Source organism: Methanosarcina sp. DH1 (assembly GCF_020804205.1).
Lineage (GTDB): Archaea > Halobacteriota > Methanosarcinia > Methanosarcinales > Methanosarcinaceae > Methanosarcina > Methanosarcina vacuolata.
Genome location: NZ_WJBJ01000010.1, coordinates 63,606 through 82,735, shown reverse-complemented (window position 1 = coordinate 82,735; position 19,130 = coordinate 63,606). Strand labels below are relative to the sequence as shown.

Below are 19,130 nucleotides of genomic sequence, written 5' to 3'. Positions count from 1 at the left end.
ATAATGGACTTCATCTATCCGAGATCAAAAAGCACTATTTTAAGAGCATTCTACGAAGAAATGGAACAGAAAACTGTTCCATTTTCAGAAAATATACATATGGTGCACTATGACGAACAACATCCAAAAGAAGGAAGATGTCAGAAATACCGTTTAACTTTACTGGATGCAAAAACTCAAAGAACGATAGCAGATGAACTTTTTGAAGATAAGAGTTCAGAAACCATCAAGGGATTTTTACAGAAAAATCTGGATGCATCAGAGCCTGTGTTTATCGTTACGGACTTTGATAAGAGATACCCTGATATATTAAAGGAAATTTTTGGGGATAAGTTAGTCCATCAATATTGTTTAATGCACTTAAACAAGCTTATTGTTAGTGATTTCCCAAAAAATACAACAATTGAACAGGAATTATTGAAGTACAGGTTATTGAATATATTTTACAATCGAGAGAATGARATTAAATTTCTGGAAGAACTTCTATCTGAAGAACCTAATCTAGTTAATAAAGAAGAAAAACATCAGGAATGGAGTAAAAACGCAAAAAAGAAATTTTACAAGTATAGAAATGAATTAAAGCTTGAAAGAAGACGGAAAAAGGAAAATCTTCCACTTAATAGTCTTGAAAAAGCAAAATATAACTTCAATAAATTAATGGAAAATATAAGAACATATGATGAATTGGTTCAAAAACGATTGTGGATGATCAATAAACACTGGCTAAATCTTACTTTGTTCCATTATCTTCCAGGAGCGCCGGCGACAAATAATCCTATTGAAAGTTATTATTCAAAAAGTCTAAAAACGGATAACAAGAAGCAGTTCAGGACTGATAAAGGAATTGAGAATCAGATCAAACTTGCTCAAATGAGAAGATTAAATTTGCTCAAGAAACCACAAAAGTCATTTCTGGAATTGTTCAGATTATTTACTCCATTTAAGCTTTAGTAAAAGATATTTTTGAGAGCTGAGTTAAGGATTAAGTAGCGGAGCGTATCGATTTTAGTCAAAAAATTCAGTGAAACAATTAACGGAGTAAAATAATTCTTTGGCATTCCTGCCAAAGAAATCATTTCTCAAGGATTATTACAGTTTATTTGAGCAGTTAGCAGAGAAAAGTGAAGTTTTAAGGACGGAAAAAATGAAAAATCACTAAATTATGAAACTGAGTCTCCGTAACTCTTATGAAATGAAAATAAGAGTAAAAACAGAAAATAAGAGTAAAAACAGAAAATAAGAGTAAAAAACAGAAAATAAAAATGAAAATCCTACATAATAAATAACAGGGTTTAATTCTACCTGCACGTTGCTCTTTTCAAATAGTATTTTACCTTTTTTGCCTAACTCTACCTTTTCTGGGGTGCGCTGTCAGATAAACTGGTAGGCGTCCTCTAATATATAATTAGAAGACGGTTCTAAGCCAGTAAAAGTATTTTTGAATTCAAGAGGTCGTTTCAGCGTATCCTTGAACCCGGCTTTATCTCTTTATCCGGCATCAGGGCTGCTACAATCTCTCCGCCATCGTCGGCTGCAAGCATCATGCCGTTTGATTCGACTCCGCAGAGTTTGGCAGGTTTCAGGTTGGCGAGTACAATTACAGTTTTTCCTACAAGCTCTTCTGGAGCATAATAAGAAGCAAGGCCTGCAACAAGCTGCCTTGGCTTTTCTTCGCCAATGTCCACTTCAATCCTGATGAGCTTTTTTGATTTCTTCACAGGTTCAGCAAGCAAAACTTTTCCTACGCGGATATCGAGTTTTGCAAAGTCTTCGTACTCGATCGTGGGAAGTTTTTCTTTTTCCTCTGTCTCGGATTTTGCAGTGTCAGCTTTCTCGGCTGTTTTTGCTTCTTCGGCAGTGCCCATCCCTTCGGATTTGGTGGGCTCTTTTCCATTGCCTTTTCCTGCGGCTTTCTTTGCATCTGCGGCTCTTACTCTCTGGTTTGCAATCTCTTCCATTTCCTCAATCCTGTCATCTTCAAGCTTTGTGAAAAGGATTTTGGGCTTTGCAAGTTTTGTGCCTGCTTTCAGAGGCACGAGAGCATCAGCATACAGTGCGGTGTGCAGGTCTCCTTCCTGCCCGAGTTCTTTCCAGGCGGTCTCCGTGCTTCCGGGGGTTACTGGCTCAAAAATAAGGCACAGAGCTTTTGCCAGGTGAAGGCAGTTGTAAAGCACCTGCCCGCAGGCGGCCTTATCCTGTTTTATCAGGCTCCAGGGCTCGTGGGACTGGAAGTAGGTATTTCCAAAAGACGCAAGGGACATTGCAGAATCAACGGCTTTTTTGAACTCATATTCGGCCATTGCGGCTTTTACTTCCTTCAGGGCCTTTTCTATCTCTTCCTTTACCTCAGACTCAAGCTCTCCTGCTGGAACTTCTCCATAGTTCTTGTAAGCGAAAAGCATTGTCCGGTACAGGAAATTCCCGAGCACGGCAACAAGTTCGGCATTGATCTTTTCCTGAAGCACACGCCAGGAAAAGTTCAGCTCCTTTGTGTGTGAGGTATAGCTTGCCAGATAATATCTCAGAAGGTCAGGATGGAAACCGTGGTCAAGGTAATCTTCTCCTACCCAGACCACATTACCCCGGCTCTTGGAAAACTTTTTATCTTCAATTTTGACCATGCCTGAAGCTACAACAGCTGTAGGGACTGAATAATCCGCGCCTTTAAGCATAGCCGGCCAGAAGATACAATGATGATAGGTAATGTCCCCTCCTATAAAATGAACAATTTCCCCGTCGTTTTTCCAGAATTTTTCCCAGGAATCCCCGGCTTTTGCAGCCCATTCCTCGGTAAAGGCGATATATCCTATAGGAGCATCTACCCAAACATAGACCACGAGGTCATCATGCCCAGGGAATGTTACTCCCCATTCCAGGTTCCTGGTTATGCACCAATCCGTAAGCCCCTGCTTTACCCAGCCAAGTGCATAATTTCTGGCATTTATGGTTCCGCCAAGGTCATTTGAGAGATAATCCATGAGGAAATCGCTGAATTCGGAAAGCTTGAAAAAGAAGTGTTCCTGTTGCCTGTACTCGGCAGGCCCTCCGCAAATAGTGCAGACAGGGTTCAGAAGTTCTCCGGGCTCAAGGTGTTTTCCACATCCCTGATCGCATTCGTCTCCTCTTGCAATTTCGCCGCAGTGAGGGCATGAACCTTCTACATAGCGGTCAGGAAGAAAACGATTGCACTTAGGGCAATAGGCAATTTCGATGGTTTTCGGGTACACATAGCCTTTTTCAATCAGCTTGTTTACAATATCCAGGGTCCGGTTGTGATTTTCAGGATCGTCAGTAGTCCCAAAAGCATCAAAGTAAACTCCAAGCTGCTTGAAAGTCTCGTCAAAATGTTTGTGATATACTTTTACAAGTTCTTTGGGAGTAATCCCTAGTTCTTCGGCATTTACGACAATAGGGGTACCGTGAGTATCCGAACCGCAGACAAAAGTAACGTCCCTCCCTTCTTTTCGCAGGGAACGGGCATAAATATCAGCGGGCACATAGGTCCGGAGATGCCCGATATGTGCCTTGCCATTAGCATAAGGCAGGCCACAGGTGACAAGTACGGGTTTACTGGATGATTCTGGCATTCTTATCTCCATATATTTTTTATGAATATATTCCTCTTCGACAATTGCAACTCTGAAATATATTTCGCTCACTCTTTTTGATCAAACTTTTTTGGAAAAAGTTTGTTGCAACTCTGAAATATATTTCGCTCACGCTTTTTGATCAAACTTTTTTGGAAAAAGTTTGTTGMAACTCTGAAATATATTTCGCTCACGCTTTTTGATCAAACTTTTTTGGAAAAAGTTTGTTGMAACTCTGAAATTGTTTCGCTCACKCTTTTTGATCAAACTTTTTTGGAAAAAGTTTGTTGCAACTCTGAAATATATTTCGCTCACGCTTTTTGATCAAACTTTTTTGGAAAAAGTTTGTTGMAACTCTGAAATATATTTCGCTCACGCTTTTTGATCAAACTTTTTTGGAAAAAGTTTGTTGMAACTCTGAAATTRTTTCGCTCACKCTTTTTGATCAAACTTTTTTGGAAAAAGTTTGTTGCAACTCTGAAATTGTTTCGCTCACGCTTTTTGATCAAACTTTTTTGGAAAAAGTTTGTTGCAACTCTGAAATTGTTTCGCTACTGTGTTTTACAAGGTAATCTATTTGAGGAATAGTTAATAATGATATATAAAGAAGGGTGGAATGTAGAGACAGATTAATAATAGCTCCGACAAATGAACTGCTGAGTAAATTATATTGTCTGCGAACTTTTGTAAGTTATCCATCTTGCACCGCCTGCTACAATAAATATTCTCTTGATTAACAATTCAAACAATGCCCAAGACCGCAAACTAAAGTGGTAAATCTAAAATATACGATCCTAGATATACGGTTCCATCATATATGAGCGATAAAAACATAAACCCTGAGGACACGAACTCAAAAGATCTGTCTGGAGACGACAACTTACAAAGCAGTCCTCACAATGGAAGAGATGACTCCGTCCCTGATAATGGAACATACGGCACGAGTAATAACTCCTTCGATAGCTCTGCCCCTTATGGTCCGGAAAAAATAGATGATCATGGGCCCCACGTTGAGATCTCTGAAAATAAAGAAATTAAAAACAAGAGTTTAAGCATGAATCCCAATCCGTATCCACAGAACAAAAAGCATAGATGGATGCCCTACCTGCTGGTCGTACTGGCTCTCATTACTATCATAATGGTGAGTCTTGCGGTGATCTCCTCCAATTTTGGTGTTGGTGGAAGCCTGGGAAGTTCGGAGAAGGTAGCTGTTATCTATGTCCAGGGTACTATATTTTCTGGAAACATTGCTGAAGGGCTTGGTTATGCTACTTCAGAAGAGATTGCAGGAGATATTCGCAGGGCTGCCGCAGATAGTGGAGTCAAGGCAATTGTGCTTAGAATTGACAGTCCTGGAGGATCTCCAGCAGCAGCCCAAGAAATTGTAGAAGAAATTAAGAAAGCCCAGGCAAAAGGAATTCCTGTTGTTGTATCCATGGGGGACCTTGCAGCCAGTGCTGCATATTATATCTCTGCGCCGACTGATTATATTATTGCAAACCCCTCTACGAATACCGGATCTATTGGAGTGATCTGGGTCTTCCAGAATAATTCTCTCTCTAATAAAGAAACAGGTGTAGATTACTACGTTGCAAAATCTGGAGAGATGAAAGATATGGGAAGTACCTGGAGAGGACTCACTGATCAGGAAAAAGAGTATGCTGATTCTGTAGTTATGGATAGCTACGAAAATTTCGTAACTGAGGTTTCAGAAGGGCGCAACATGTCCAGAAGTGACGTAAAGGCTCTTGCTGATGGCCGCATATACACCGGAGCCAGGGCAAAGAAACTTGGGCTTGTGGATGGTTTCGGAAATCTTTATGATGCAATTGACAAGGCTGCGGAACTTGGAGGAATTTCCGGAGAACCCAAAGTTGAATATATGAATAAAGCAAGTCTTTCAAGGCTCCTTTTGGGTTCGGATTCCACAGGATCTAATGAGACCGCCAAACAGTCTGTCAGTTACTTTGAAGAAAGTCCATATGGAAAACTTCTTGCCTGAAACCCTAACCGAGAGAGCATTTAATAAGTGATATAGTTAAGTGATATAGTTAAGTGATATAGTTAAGTGATATAGTTAAGTGATATAGTTAAGTGATATAGTTAAGTGATATAGTTAAGTGATATAGTTAAGTGATATAGTTTTAATTGGGAACAGTTAGGGTTTTCAGATTTTTTAATTTTATTTTTATCTTAATATTTCCATGTTTTTCTCTTTTTTCAACTTTGCTGATTTTTATAACAGCTTTACACCCGAAAAATCACAAAATATATATTCTCTCACATGCAGGATATCTCGGGCTTAATATGCTGGATCTCAAACTTGTACGTAATAGTCCCGATATAGTTAGACACGCTCTCATTAATAGGAATATGAGCACCGAGCTTATAGATAACCTTCTTGAGTATGATGTAGCGTGGAGAAAATGTCTCGCCGAAGGTGATGAGCTAAAACATAAGCGCAATGTGGTCACCCGTGAGATAGCGAAGCTAAAGAAAGAAAATAAAGATACTTTATCCAAGATAGAGGAAATGCAAGGCATTAATAGCCGTATAAAAGAAATCGATGATACAATACGTGATTACAAGTTAAACATACATGAAATAATGCTTAGAATTCCCAATATCCCATCCACGACAACTCCAGTAGGTAAGGACGAGAATGATAATCCAGTTGTAAGGGTTGTTGGCGAGCCAAGAGAGTTCACGTTCACTCCAAAACCCCATTGGGATATAGGAGAAGCACTGGACATACTTGACTTTGAGAAAGGGGCCAAGATCGCAGGCCAGGGTTTTACAGTCTATAAAGGTATGGGCGCAAAACTCGAAAGAGCGCTCATAAACTTTATGCTGGACGTACATGAAAGGCAGGGTTATCTTGAAGTTTTTCCACCAGTACTGATCAATGAAAAAGCCATGACTGGTACAGGGCAACTCCCAAAATTCAAAGATGACATGTACTTATGTACTGATGGTTACTATCTTGCACCTACCGCAGAAGTCCCTGTAACAAATCTCTTTATGGACGACTACATTGAAAACCTGCCGGTCTTCCTTACAGCGTATACTGCCTGTTTCAGGCGTGAGGCAGGAAAACATGGTCAGGACACCAGAGGCATCATCCGCCAACACCAGTTCAATAAGGTTGAACTTGTCAAGTTCGTAAAACCGGAAACCTCATATGAAGAACTGGAAAAGCTCACCAATGATGCGGAAGAAATCCTTAAACTTTTAAAACTGCCATATCGCGTTGTAAACCTGTGTACTGGAGACATCGGATTCTCAGCAGCGAAGACTTATGACCTTGAGGTGTGGGTACCCACACAGGAAAAATACAGAGAAATCTCTTCGTGCTCCAATTTCGAGAACTTCCAAGCCAGAAGGGCTAATATCCGCTTCAGAACTCCTGAAGGGCCGCAGTTTGTCCATACCCTTAACGGCTCAGGCCTTGCTGTAGGGAGGACAGTTGTTGCGATACTCGAGAACTACCAGCGTGAGGACGGAAGTGTGGAAATCCCTGAGGTTCTCAGGCCATACCTCGGCGGGGCAACAGAAATTAGAAACGAAGTCTAAACTTAAACTGAATAAGTATAGCTAGGCAGAAGTTCTGGGAATACCAAAATAGATTCCAAAACACCATCAACGCGGAGAAGCGTGGATGAAAGGATATCGTGGATGAAAGGATGTAAGGAGATAGATGTAACTGCCCAATGAGGTACAATGAAGTTTTTTGTTGCAACAATTACAGGCGTGACTATAGTTCTTCATTGCTTTTCTTGTTTTTAGGGGCTCTTTCCTCCTTCAATTCCTTAAATATTTATTTTGATAGGTGAAAAACTGCGCAACTAGCTGTGTTTCTCTTTTTCTCAGACTTTTGCACCTTAATAGTCTTGCATATTCCCGGCTTTTTTCCTGCAGATTTTGTCCAGAAGCAGAATGTTATTAAGTATCAGAGATCCACTCCATCCGAGAGGGATTGCCCAGGCAGGGGTGCCTGTAGACTTATCCACCTGCTCCGGAAGAAGTCCTGTACTGGTTGCTCCGGCAAGAGACCATTTGAGGTATTCAATCCCTTCTTTGGTCAGCCTTTTTACTGTTTCTTCCGGCTTTTCTTCTTGTTCATAGAACTTCTCATGCGTGGAGGTAGAGTTTTCATTTTCATCGGAAAGTTCAAGGGCAAAGGTAAACATTGCTTCCGAAAGCCAGAGCGTAGTTACTACCCACGGGTTTCCGTTTATGTAACTGTCATTTTCATACCTCTTGATGCCGTAACCGAGATTTATGGGTACTGAGAGTTTTTTCTGGATGTTCTCTATCATGAACTGAATCATATCCTTTTCCAGAGGGTCTTTTGCAGAGAGCATTCCAAAAGGAACATAAGTGCCGAGAATACTTGCATCAATCGTTTTGTCCAGCTTCTCATTAATTACACCTTTTGCAAAGTAACCTTCCTGAAGCCAGAAACGGTCAATCGTAGCCCGTTTGACGAACTCCGCCCTCTTTTTCCAGCGCCTTGCCATGCCAGCTTCTCCATTTTCTTCAGCCAGGTGTGAAGCACCCATGAGTCCGGCATAAATTGAAGCGTTTGTATATGTAAAAATTCCGTAGTAAGTCTCCCAGAGATCCATACATCTCTCGTGAATTCCGGATTTGGTCCGCTTCATCAGATATTCGGCAGCCCTGAGCACCGAGACCCAGACCTCTTCTAGAAATTCAGCTTTCTTCAGGCCTTCAAGAATCCCGTAATAAACATCCATAGCATAGAGCGTAGACCCGGTTTCGTCAATCTGAGTTGAGTAGTCAAAATTACCCCAGGAGGGAGCTATATTTCCATTTAGCCAGTAGCGTTGAAACCAGGAACCATCAGGGAGTTGAGTCTGGATGCACCACTTGAAAAACATGTCACAGTAGTCTGGATAGCCTGAATGCTTTAATGCAAGCACGATTTCTGCAGCATCTCTATTCCAGCAGAACCCATATCCTCCACATTTCTCGAAGTTTGAGTCAAATTCCGGAGCAGCTACAAAAGACCCATATTCGCGGTCGTTAAGGAGGTAAAGCATTAGAAGAGCCCGGTTATAGGCATTGAACAGATCCTGACGAAGGTTGTCGTGTTCTTCAAGCCCCGGAATTTTGATCACCTGCTTTCTGGAAAGCCACATAACCCAGTGTTCCCGCGTCTTTTCAAAAATATATTCAAGAGGCATTTTTGAGAGCTCTTGCATTCTCTTATATAAGAGGCGTCGGGAAGAAGCAGCACCTATAAGGATTACAAACTCATTTGCTCCGTCAGCATCCAGTTCAAGATCCCAGCCAGCCGCATTATTAATGTTTCCTATGTCTTCTTTGTTCCCCTGGAGTTTTCCGTCTTCCATATCATATTTGGCATTCGTCCACCATATAGTATCCATTGCCTTTCCAATTTGCCACTCATTAAACTCTGGCTGAGAATAGATCCCTATATGATAGTTTTGCCAGTACTGTATAAGCAAATGAATATCGGTATCGCAAAACCCGGAGTTTTTCTTGGAGGTTTCACCTACGTTAAAATTCGAGTAATAAAAGAATTTTCCTGAAAGCTTTTTCTGGGACTGGACCTTGAACCTGCGGATAAGGACAGGCACGTCAGGGTGCACAAGGTCAAGAATGGAAATTCGGATTCCCGAATCATGATAAAGTTTTGTTGACACAATATTCGTGTCCTCGATATAGTTCTGGATGCCGTGCCATTCATTATCATTAGTCCAGAGAAGCCTTTCTCCTGTATGAATACAGGCAACAGATTCCTCGACATGTTGAGCATGGTCTCGTCGGGGATAAAAAAAACCTATTATTTCCCCCTTTTTTCCCATTGTTACAAGCAGCTCGTCATTTCCAAGAATAACGTTGGGTTGCTTTATCACCGTGTCTCCCCTCTCAGTTGGTATTCCTGACTTGTACCGCCAGACGGTGCCGGCGAGATTATGTGTTCACAGACTTCTTTTCCTGTAGCTTTACAGCTTACCTCCCTCACACTTATGTTTTTCCCGAAATACTCGGTCAGGTAACCTGCAAAATAACCACTCATAAAGGCACAAACTGGCTGTTCCGACCCTCCGTAAACATCAGCTATAAACGAGTCTTTCACAACGATTTTTCCTTCATAAGTTTTGGGATCACATTCGATTTCCAGGATTCCCCAGCCCACGCCTTTAAAGAGTTCTGCAAGCACGCTTGCAAAATTACTGTCATTAAGGTCCAGAATACTCTTGAAATACTTTGCTGCGTGAGTCCCCCCCTTAAGTCCTGAAAGAGTGAGAAGGCCTTCTGCATGCGGCGCACTCTGGTTAAGAGTTTTAATGATATCAACAATGGTAAGTGCCCGTGCCATAACTCCCCTGACTCCTATAACATTTAGAGGGAAGTCCACGGAATAAACCATTCCGTATTCTGAAAGCCCATATTCGACCTCACTTACAACTTCAAGTTCCTTTATTTTTCGGGCGAAATCCTCCGGATCAACATCTTTGTTAAGCTCGGTGAATACTGAATATTCTCCGGTTTTCTGTGTGATATTATCCAGATGACCAAACATAATGAACGCATTCTCTTTTTCGAGAAAGTCAGTTATTAAAGATAGAGATCCCGGCTCTTTCGAGTAGATTATCTTAAACCATACAATCTGCGAGTTTTCATTGAAACCTGCAAACATGAATAAGTCTCTTACCATGTTACCTGACTCCCATAAGTTAGTATGTGTTCTTTAGTTAAGCTATTGTGCGAAGTTTTCTGAATACCTGTGCTTTGAAGTCCATAAGTACAGCCATGAAATTAACCGCGGCATCGAAAGGCGTGGAATGGACACTGAAGTATGAATGTACATCCCCATCTCCGAGCCATTTTGTACACATATAGTAATAATGGTCCGAAGTCAGCAGATGCTTCCATATACGCAGGATTTCAGGGTCCTCCGTCTTCCTCACAAAGGGTTCAAGCAGCTTTATTTCTTCAAAGCAGCGCCTTTGCATATCGTTTCCAAGCCATGCGCTTGTATCGCGTTCCATATCAGCCCAGGAAATTGTGGAAAAGTCCCCAACATCGATCTCGGCTACAGGGGAATATTTTTCGACAAGCTCAAGAGGGGTGCTGAAATCCAGGTGAGTCTTGAGCACTTCCCCGGGAAGTTCTTTCAGGAAGGAAAATATCCCGGTTTCTTCCCACTGATGCTCTCCGAAGGTCTCATAGTCCATAAAGATATTAACACAATCTTCATTATTCCCTGAAGCCCATGAGGCCCATTTCTCTGCAGTCAGGGGATACCCTTCCCACCACCTTGCAGAAAACCTGTATCCTATATCGTCACTCAACTTGTAATTTCTAAAGATAATAGGAAGCCCTGAACCTTTTGCCCTGTAAAGTACGTTGGGTGACCTTCCCTCAAGCATATGGTCCGCTCCTTCGGTAAGGATCGCCCTGTACCCAAGACCCGAAACAATCTTTGCTATAGTGTTATTGTAAAGCAGTTCGGTATTCCGGAATACCTTAGGTTTAACTCCCAGAAGGTCAAACATAAGTTCTCTATGTTCTTTTATTTCCTCAATAAATTCGGTTTTGTCTTCAAAAAGACTTGAAAGGGAATGATAAAAGGTTTCGTCCAGAAATTCCATTGATCCGGTTTCCGCCATCTGCCGGAAGCCTTCGAGGGCGTCTTTTCCCCAGAGTTCACATTGTTCGAGCAGGGTCCCGGTAACCGAAAGAGAAAACCTGAATTCTCCTTTATGTTCGTCAAGAGCATCCAGGAGGAGTGTATTTGTAGGAATGTAACATTTCCGGGCTACTCTTTCAAAGATCTCCCTATTGCTTCTCTCGTCAAAATAACGGAAAAAACCTGATCGGTCATCAGGCCAGAACCTGCGCAGTCTGAAAGGCTGATGTACCTGGAAATACATGCAAACCGATGTCATGCTCCCTCCTCCAGCACAGCTCTCCTGAAATCGGACAGGATGGAAAAGTAATTGACAGCCCTTTCATATCCTTCCCTGATATTTCCAGAATTCATAGAAAAAAAGATTTCACTCTGCTGAAGGTAACCGAATATATGTTTAAGTTCTCGATAGTTCTTATTTTCTTTAAGCCCTGAGAGTTCCTCTTCAATTCTTACCAGTTCTCGCAGGTAAAGCTGCTGAGCATGGTTACCTAATGCGTTATTTATCCCATAACGGATTGTCTGTTCGGTTCCCAGGGTAGGAAGTTTTAAGGGTTCAAATCTACTGACAGCTTCAGAAGGTGTGAGCATGTCAATTCCCCTGGACTTTAGGGCCTCTGGAAACGTCCTGATAAAATCGTCTATCATGCTTTTGTTTCTGTAGTGAAAGCAGAGGCTTGTATAATTAAAATAAAGAGTCAGGATGTCACCTTCCATGCTGGCAATCCAGTCCGCAAACTTTTCCGGAATAAGAGGATAGCCTTGCCAGTTTTTTTCCGAAAAGCGCAGTTCAAGGTCTTCGCTCAGGTTTATATGCCTCAACAAAGTCGGGAGATGGTTTTCAAATACATGTACAGGGTCATATCCATTCATGAGATTCCTGGACCCCTCGGCGATAAGGCAGTTAAAACCCAGGTCAGTAAGAATCGTCCCTACTCTTTCGGTGTACAGGAGCTCTGTGTTTACGAAGGTTTTAGGGGTGATATCCAGTAATTCTCGGATCATTTCTCTATAAATGAGCACTTCTTCCTTAAACCAGGAAAGATCAGGATATAGCGAACTCAGAGAGTGATAACTACAGCTCCCTGTGAATTCCACGCTCTCATTTTCCCCAAATTCGCGGAATGATTCGAGAAGTTCGGGGTCCCATCGACACTGCCCAAGGAATGGCCCGGATAGATCAAAGGAATATTTTCCCCCTCTTTCTATGGACTCCATAATCAGATCATTAAGACGTAAAAACTGTCGGCTTGTTTTTAAAAATTTTGAAAAAATACTATTCCGGTCAAAATACCGGTCCATTTCAGGCACCCCAAAAAATCCCTCTACAGGCCAGTACCACTTAGGACTGTAAGGCAGATGCACTCCCATACAGATGCATACAGCTTTCATAACACAGTAATCTAGTGCGGAAACCTACTAAAAACTATTGTTTTGGTTAACTCAAAACTATTTTTTATGCCAAATCTTACCTTGCAAGGAATCAGAAAATACTGATAATAACTCAAGGGTAAAAAGAACAACTTAGATTAAAAACAAATTAAAAGGTAAGATAGATGGAATCCCATCTAAAGTTGAAGAAAAGAAAATCTCTTGGAAGCAAAGAAAATCTCTTGGAAGCAAAGAAAGTCTCATGCTTCCAAAAACAAGGCATGGACGAAAAAGCCGTAGCCTTGTAAGTTATCACACGTGAGTGAAACTTATTTACGTGAAACTTATCTACAATATTTCTCAGCCCTCTTGAGCGAAGCGAAAAGGGCACCGTCCTCCCGAGACGGGACTCGGGTGACGGAACTCGGGTGACGACTCGGAAATTTTATCTCATCATAAACCTTGTCAAGCTGTCGTATGCATCGGAGATTTCTTTTAGGGATAGGGAAATCTCGAAGTCTTTTCCTTTAACCTCTAGGGAATTGCCTTCGACTTTGCCGATAATCATATGAGGCACATCTTTGAGGATTTCGAGTACAGCTTCGGGTTCGCCTGTAGCAAGTAGAGCTCTTGCCGGGGCTTCTGAGAATAGGAGTTCCTCAGCTTTTAATTCCGAAACTTCACTCAGGTCTACCTTTGCACCGGAATTCTTGCACATCCTCGCAATTCCTGCTGCAATTCCTCCAAGGGAAAGGTCATGTGCCGAGCTGAGTTTTCCGCTTCTTGCCGCTTCGATTACTGCTTTTATAATCTCAGGAGCATTTTTCGGGACAGAAGGAACTTTTCCGGCATTCTGGGCCTCGAAACAGGCATAGTATTCGGAACCTCCCAGATCTGCAGTTGTCTCTCCTACCAGGATGATGGTGTCTCCTGATTTTGCAAAGAAGCTTGAAGGGAGAAGAGTCTCAAGGTTGACTTTCCCTATTATTCCTATTGAAGGAGTTGGAAGAATTGCGGTCTTAAATTCATCACTTTCATTATACAGGGATACATTTCCTCCCACGACCGGGATTGAGAGTTCCCTTGCCCCATCTCCAAGTCCAAGTACGGAGTTTTTGAGTTGCCAGTAGATTTCCGGGCGATCCGGGTTCCCAAAGTTCAGGCAATTTACAATTGCAAGCCCTTCAGCCCCTTTTACTGCAAGGTTCATGGCGTTTTCAACTACTATATTCTTTCCTCCGTTATATGGGTCAAGAAGAGTAGCTCTTGGCTGGCAGCCGCAGGAAAGTACGAGTCCTTTTTCATCAGTTATCTTGAGCACGCCAGAGTCTTCTCCGGGTTTGACAACTGTTCTTAACTGGACTTCATGGTCGTACTGCCTGTAGATCCATTCTTTTGAGGCAATATTGTAGGAAGAGATAACTTTCAGGAAGGCTGCCTTAAGGTCTTCCGGAGTTTCGGGGGCTTTACTTTCTTCAACCTGAGGAATAGGAGCTACTGAAGATTTCTCGCAGGTCGGAGCTCCGCCTGTCAGGAAATCAATTGGAATATCTACAACGACTTCCCCTTTGAATTCAACCGTATAGTTTGGTTTTTCTGTTAAGTATCCTACTACTGCCCCATTAAGGTCGTACTTTGCTACCAGAGCAAGTACGGAATCAACGTCTTCAGGAGCTACTTCAAAGACCATGCGTTCCTGAGATTCTGCAAGCAGGATTTCATAAGCATTCATATTGGGTTCGCGCTGGGTCACAGCATCTGCAATAATGTAAGCTCCAAGTCCGCCCTTTGCAGCCAGTTCCGCGCTTGCTCCTCCAAGACCAGCAGCTCCCAGGTCTTTGCAGGACTTTATATAACCCTTCTTCATGGCTTCCAGCGTCATTTCAATTACGAGCTTTTCAGTATATGGGTCTCCCACCTGGACGCTCGGACGGTCTTCCGCTTCGGCTGATTCGGAAAGGTCTCTGGAGGCAAAGGAAGCTCCTCCAAGTCCGTCTTTTCCTGTGCTGGAACCTGCGAGCACAAGCTTGTTTCCGGCTTTCTGGGAGCGGGCAGTTATGACCTCATCTTCCCGGCAGAGCCCTACTGCAACAACATTTACAAGAGGGTTTCCACTGTATTTTTGGTCAAAGAAAGTCTCACCATTGACCACTGGCACTCCTATGCAGTTTCCATACCCTGCAATTCCCTTAATTATCTGTTCAAAAAGGAACATATTTTTTGGAGTGTCCAGAGGCCCAAAATAGAGTGGGTCCATAAGGGCTATTGGGCGGGCTCCCATGGAGATTATATCTCTTACGATACCTCCTATACCGGTAGCAGCTCCGTTGTAGGGGTCGACATATGAAGGGTGGTTATGGCTTTCCATACCTATAGCAAGTACATAGCCATCATCAAATTTTATAATTGCAGCATCGTCCCCGGGGCCAATAATCACATTTTCGCCCGTACTGGTAAAAGTTTTCAGGAGAGGGGCACTTGAGCGGTAGGAACAGTGTTCGCTCCATAAATTTAAAAAGCAGCCCTGTTCTACCAGGGTGGGCTCTCGCCCCAGTTCTTTTTTAATGATCTTAAGGTCTTCTTCAGGTAACATTGCCTTGCCTCTGATACTTAGTCCTTTTTTGGATGCCGAAGCTCTGGTTTTTTCTTAATATAATTGTCTCTTCGCGATTCCGTATGGATAAGATGATTTTCAACTCAAGACTGCATTGGTTTTCATGAGAATATTATGAGGATATCCACACAAAACAACGAAGAGCCATATAAATTGATTATTCCCTTAAATTCAAGAGTTTCAGTATTAGCGTTAACAGTTTATGCCGACATAAAGGGATAAGAATTAAATAAATATTTCTAACCCATACCTTTTCAAAAAACTGCTCTACTGCAAGCCTTTTCAAAAAAGGCTTGAGCGAAAACCCTGAGTGACGGCGTGATCAAACGGTGCAACGGTTGTGGCGCAAGCCTTTTCAAAAAAGGCTTGAGCGAAAACCCTGAGTGACGGCGTGATCAAACGGTGCAACGATTACGGAACAACGGTTGCGCTCAATTGTGATGACAATCTGAGCTGGAATCAAGAAAATTGAATTATTGAATCGAATTTTGTCTAGCTTTTTGGATTCCTGTAATTATCAAATCTATAGTAAGCTTTCTATTTTCGCGTTTTTCGCAAAATATTACACTGGACGAAAAAGTGATAAGCAACTCTTAATCCGAGATTCAGGGTTAATTCTCTAAGTTGCGTATTATCAGTAGTCATCGGGTCTTTGATTCTCAAAATAGACTTAAAAATTTTGTCAACTTGGAATGAAATTGGTTTTGGAATGAGCTACGGATAAAAAAGGATTTAAAATGAAGTGGATAAAAGAAATATGTTTAAAGTTATATTTGCTGGATCATTTTTTCCACTTTTACTCCAGATTCGGTAAGGGAGTACATTTCTTCTTTTTTAGTAATTAATTCCTTCTGTTCAAGTTCATCGAGAGTTTTTGCAATGGTGGGATGTGCAACTCTCAGGGTTTTTGATACTCTTGTCCCTTCCATTTCTCCTTTTGAGGAAAGTAAGGAGAGCACTTTTTGCCTAATACTGTTTCCGTTTACAAAACCTATTAAATCGTTCAATTCGTTCATCAGGTGCCCCCGATTTATTAGTGTACCATATATTTTTATGCTGCTATATTTATATAATAGAAGTGTATATATATGCAATAGCAGGTTATAGGAAGAAATGGAATTCAAGATATATCTAACTTGTTGCTGGGTATGAAAGGCTCTTTCCGGTAAAATCAGGGATTTTAAGCTTGTTTAGTTTTCTCGGCTTTTGATCTTTTATGGCTTTTCAGCTTTTCGGCTTAGATCCTTTCCCGAAGCGTTAATCTTTTGAATTTCTTTTAAATATCCAGCTTTTTCGCTTGCAGTATATACAAACCTGTACCTATAAATCTGTACTTACAAATCTGTACTCTTCACAAACAATAATGTTATTAAATTTACTCGAAGTAAACAGTATAAAACAAACATTACAAAAGAATATATTGATATATTAAAAAATTGAAAAATAATAAAGCTCTGGCTGGCTTTTTATATTGTCAAGAGTTTCGGGATTAGCTGAAATTCAATATAAAGTGCCTGTAAAATACCATTAGGCTTTAATACCATCATTGATAAGTACTTTATATCTATCTAGTTATTTTTAGATGTAAGTTACATATACAATGATTACAAATTCGGAGGATATACCAACAAATGAGCAGCGGAATGTGCCCAGTATGTGGGCTTCCAAAAGAACTTTGCATTTGCGAAGAAGTTGCAAAAGAGCAACAGAGAATTACTGTGAAAGTTAATAGAAGAAGATATGGCAAAGAAGTTACCGTTGTTGAAGGTTTCGATGCAAGTGAAATTGACCTTCATGAACTGTCCACTTATCTTAAATCAAAGTTTGCATGCGGCGGTACGGTAAAAGGAAATACTGTGGAACTTCAGGGTAATCACCTGGCCCGCATGAAAGAAGTCCTCATGGAAAAGGGTTTCTCTGCTGAACAAATCAAAAACTAAATCCTGACGATAAATCCTGACAAGTTTCAGGGATAAACCGGGTCTGAGAAATAGCAATAATATTTAGCAATAGCTTTTCAGGTCTGGGATTACTATGTTTTTGTCGGTATTTCAATAGCATGCGTTTTGGGTAAATTAAGAGATATATTTTCTACTCGAAAAGTAAAAGTATGCCGACATATAACTGGTTATGAAATTGATGGATGTAATTTTGGTTAAGAGAATCTTTCAAAATTCACCTGATTTATGCGGTGTTGGTCTCCCATGAAAACAACATGTGAAATTATGGTACAGAAAGTCTTGCCCGCAATAAGGGCAGAACTTTCCAGAACAATGATTTTTGAGCATGGGTGCACGCAGCAGGATGTAGCGGACATCCTGGAGCTATCAAGGGCTGCGGTATCCCAGTATGTGAGTGAAAAGCGTGGGGCTGAGGTTGATTTTTCCGAGGAGACTCAGAACGAAATTCGGAAATTTGCATCAGTGCTTCTAAATAAAGACTTATCCTCTCAGGAAAAGGTAGATGGCATGTGCAATGTTTGCAAGTTTGTTCAGAAATCCGGTTGGCTATACAGGAACGCTCCTGAAGCTAAAGCCTGTATCATCTGCGAGGATACGGATTTAAAGTGAATGGAACACTGTGTGTCAAATGTAAAGGAAAAGGACTTTGTGGGCGTCCCCGTTGTCCAATTCTTGAAAAATTCAAATCTTTTCAGTCTATCGCTCCTGTAGTCTCGGGAGATTCGGTTTTTGGAGCATCTCCTCCTGCTGTTTTTGTCGGAAGTTTTGGTTACCCAAGGGTTTCGGCAGGCCCACTCATTCCCCCTCTGGCAAATGAAAGCGAAGCTGCAGTTTTTGAAGATACCTCTGCATGGGCAAATATGCAGATTGAAGACATTATCTCCATACGTTCCCGTATGGTCAGGGCAAACACAAATTTCCATGTAAAAGACGCCCGCAGCAAAGAAAACCCCCTCCTTGTAAAGGCGCAGGAACTTGCCCTCTCCAGAAAACCGGTGGATACCGAAGCCTGGTTTTTTAAAGCCCCTAAACAGGAACTCAAATTCGATGCCGTACTGACGCCTATGGGTCCTTCAGGGCTTGTCAAAAACTTTGAGCTTGCAGAAAATCCAAATGTTCCGAAAAAAGTGGATTACCTTGTCTACGATACTGACGCCCTGGCAAAAGATGCAGTGCTTGAGCTCTATAAAGGAGATATCCCGGCTGAACATATTACTCGCCTGTTCTCAATTGGCCTGCTCGGAAAAGAACGAAAAATCGTGCCAACGCGCTGGTCAATTACAGCCGTGGATGATATGGCAGGAAAGGAACTTGCAGACCGCATTAAGGATTTTCCCTGGACCTCAGAGATCCAGCTTTTTAGCGGGACCCATTTCGGGAACCATTTTGAAGTCCTTATCCTTCCAAGGGCTTATTCCTTCGAACTTATAGAAATCTGGCTTCCAAAAACTGTCTGGTCTGGAGAATCAAGCTGGATTGGAGAAGACAGTGAGGGTTACGATGGAAAAAAAGGTTATTCTCCCCTGGCTGGAGGCTATTATGCCTCACGGCTGCCTGTGCTTGAATATCTGACAGAAATCAAAAGGCAGGCCTCGGTCTTCGTACTCCGGGAGATAACTCCGGATTACTGGGCCCCCCTTGGAGTTTGGGTCGTCAGGGAGGGTATGAGAAAAGCTCTCAGGAACCCTCCTAAAAAATTCGATTCTCTCGAAGCCGCAGTTTCAGATCTTGCAGGCAGGATAAGCACACCAAAAGCCGAATGGATGCAGCAGGCAAAGATACTTTCAGACTTCCGTTTTCAAACGACTCTGGACTTCTTTTTAAAAACATAACTTAAAACAGAGTCAGTGTAACACAAAAATAGTATAAAAGCAGAAACAGCGTCAAAACATAAATCGCGTAACAGCAGAAAT

The 19,130-nt window shown here is 41.7% G+C and carries 13 protein-coding genes; 6 read left to right on the top strand and 7 right to left on the bottom strand.

Annotated features, from left to right (window positions below):
- A partial coding sequence (locus FXW07_RS05340; RefSeq protein ID WP_229393383.1) for an ISNCY family transposase occupies window positions 1-951 on the top strand: 951 nt, incomplete at its 5' end.
- Between the two features lie 506 nt (window positions 952-1,457).
- On the opposite strand, the gene metG is transcribed toward FXW07_RS05340, so the two are convergent.
- Window positions 1,458-3,599 carry a methionine--tRNA ligase gene (metG, locus tag FXW07_RS05335; RefSeq protein ID WP_229394607.1) on the bottom strand — a complete coding sequence of 714 codons (2,142 nt, stop codon included), beginning with the start codon at window positions 3,597-3,599 and terminating at the stop codon, window positions 1,458-1,460.
- An 805-nt stretch (window positions 3,600-4,404) separates the two neighbouring features.
- Between metG and sppA the strand changes: the two genes are divergently transcribed.
- The gene (sppA, locus tag FXW07_RS05330) at window positions 4,405-5,589 is read left to right on the top strand and encodes a signal peptide peptidase SppA (RefSeq protein ID WP_229394535.1); all 1,185 of its coding nucleotides are present in this window, start codon (window positions 4,405-4,407) and stop codon (window positions 5,587-5,589) included.
- A 305-nt stretch (window positions 5,590-5,894) separates the two neighbouring features.
- Window positions 5,895-7,160: a serine--tRNA ligase gene (serS, locus tag FXW07_RS05325; protein ID WP_229394534.1), complete on the top strand. Its 1,266-nt coding sequence runs from the start codon at window positions 5,895-5,897 to the stop codon at window positions 7,158-7,160.
- 308 nt (window positions 7,161-7,468) lie between these two features.
- Here serS and FXW07_RS05320 read toward each other — a convergent pair whose 3' ends face one another.
- From FXW07_RS05320 to FXW07_RS05295, 6 genes are all read right to left on the bottom strand, one after another.
- Window positions 7,469-9,490, bottom strand: a complete 2,022-nt coding sequence (locus FXW07_RS05320) for a glycoside hydrolase family 15 protein (RefSeq protein ID WP_229394533.1) — start codon at window positions 9,488-9,490, stop codon at window positions 7,469-7,471.
- Entirely contained in the window at window positions 9,487-10,296 is an 810-nt protein-coding gene (locus FXW07_RS05315) for a V4R domain-containing protein (RefSeq protein WP_048122431.1), read from the bottom strand. The genes FXW07_RS05320 and FXW07_RS05315 overlap by 4 nt, the downstream gene beginning before the upstream one ends.
- Window positions 10,297-10,333: 37 nt before the next feature.
- On the bottom strand, window positions 10,334-11,530 hold the full coding sequence (locus tag FXW07_RS05310) for a glycoside hydrolase family 57 protein (RefSeq protein WP_229394532.1): 1,197 nt from the start codon (window positions 11,528-11,530) through the stop codon (window positions 10,334-10,336).
- A complete protein-coding gene (locus FXW07_RS05305; protein WP_229394531.1) occupies window positions 11,527-12,663 on the bottom strand; it encodes a glycoside hydrolase family 57 protein in 1,137 nt (378 codons plus the stop codon). Before FXW07_RS05305 ends, FXW07_RS05310 begins: the two co-directional genes overlap by 4 nt.
- Before the next feature lie 424 nt (window positions 12,664-13,087).
- A complete protein-coding gene (gene purL / locus FXW07_RS05300) occupies window positions 13,088-15,235 on the bottom strand; it encodes a phosphoribosylformylglycinamidine synthase subunit PurL (protein WP_229394530.1) in 2,148 nt (715 codons plus the stop codon).
- Window positions 15,236-16,023: 788 nt separating this feature from the next.
- Complete coding sequence (locus FXW07_RS05295) at window positions 16,024-16,272, bottom strand: winged helix-turn-helix domain-containing protein (RefSeq protein ID WP_229394529.1); 249 nt, start codon at window positions 16,270-16,272, stop codon at window positions 16,024-16,026.
- Between the two features lie 615 nt (window positions 16,273-16,887).
- On the opposite strand from FXW07_RS05295, the gene yciH reads away from it, so the two are divergent.
- The 3 genes from yciH to FXW07_RS05280 all read left to right on the top strand — a co-directional run bounded on the left by yciH (window position 16,888) and on the right by FXW07_RS05280 (window position 19,049).
- Window positions 16,888-17,196 carry a stress response translation initiation inhibitor YciH gene (gene yciH / locus FXW07_RS05290; protein ID WP_011023951.1) on the top strand — a complete coding sequence of 103 codons (309 nt, stop codon included), beginning with the start codon at window positions 16,888-16,890 and terminating at the stop codon, window positions 17,194-17,196.
- Between the two features lie 264 nt (window positions 17,197-17,460).
- Window positions 17,461-17,826, top strand: coding sequence for a transcriptional regulator (locus tag FXW07_RS05285; protein ID WP_229394528.1), 366 nt, complete (start codon window positions 17,461-17,463; stop codon window positions 17,824-17,826).
- Complete coding sequence (locus tag FXW07_RS05280; RefSeq protein ID WP_229394527.1) at window positions 17,823-19,049, top strand: Nre family DNA repair protein; 1,227 nt, start codon at window positions 17,823-17,825, stop codon at window positions 19,047-19,049. Before FXW07_RS05285 ends, FXW07_RS05280 begins: the two co-directional genes overlap by 4 nt.
- Window positions 19,050-19,130: the final 81 nt, after the last annotated feature.

Excerpts from the sequence above, each read along its gene's own strand:
- metG (WP_229394607.1), bottom strand. The coding sequence starts at position 3,599 with ATGGAGATAAGAATGCCAGAATCATCCAGTAAACCCGTACTTGTCACC.
- sppA (WP_229394535.1), top strand. The coding sequence starts at position 4,405 with ATGAGCGATAAAAACATAAACCCTGAGGACACGAACTCAAAAGATCTG.
- serS (WP_229394534.1), top strand. The coding sequence starts at position 5,895 with ATGCTGGATCTCAAACTTGTACGTAATAGTCCCGATATAGTTAGACAC.
- FXW07_RS05315 (WP_048122431.1), bottom strand. The coding sequence starts at position 10,296 with ATGGTAAGAGACTTATTCATGTTTGCAGGTTTCAATGAAAACTCGCAG.
- FXW07_RS05310 (WP_229394532.1), bottom strand. The coding sequence starts at position 11,530 with ATGACATCGGTTTGCATGTATTTCCAGGTACATCAGCCTTTCAGACTG.
- FXW07_RS05305 (WP_229394531.1), bottom strand. The coding sequence starts at position 12,663 with ATGAAAGCTGTATGCATCTGTATGGGAGTGCATCTGCCTTACAGTCCT.
- purL (WP_229394530.1), bottom strand. The coding sequence starts at position 15,235 with ATGTTACCTGAAGAAGACCTTAAGATCATTAAAAAAGAACTGGGGCGA.
- FXW07_RS05295 (WP_229394529.1), bottom strand. The coding sequence starts at position 16,272 with ATGAACGAATTGAACGATTTAATAGGTTTTGTAAACGGAAACAGTATT.
- yciH (WP_011023951.1), top strand. The coding sequence starts at position 16,888 with ATGAGCAGCGGAATGTGCCCAGTATGTGGGCTTCCAAAAGAACTTTGC.
- FXW07_RS05285 (WP_229394528.1), top strand. The coding sequence starts at position 17,461 with ATGAAAACAACATGTGAAATTATGGTACAGAAAGTCTTGCCCGCAATA.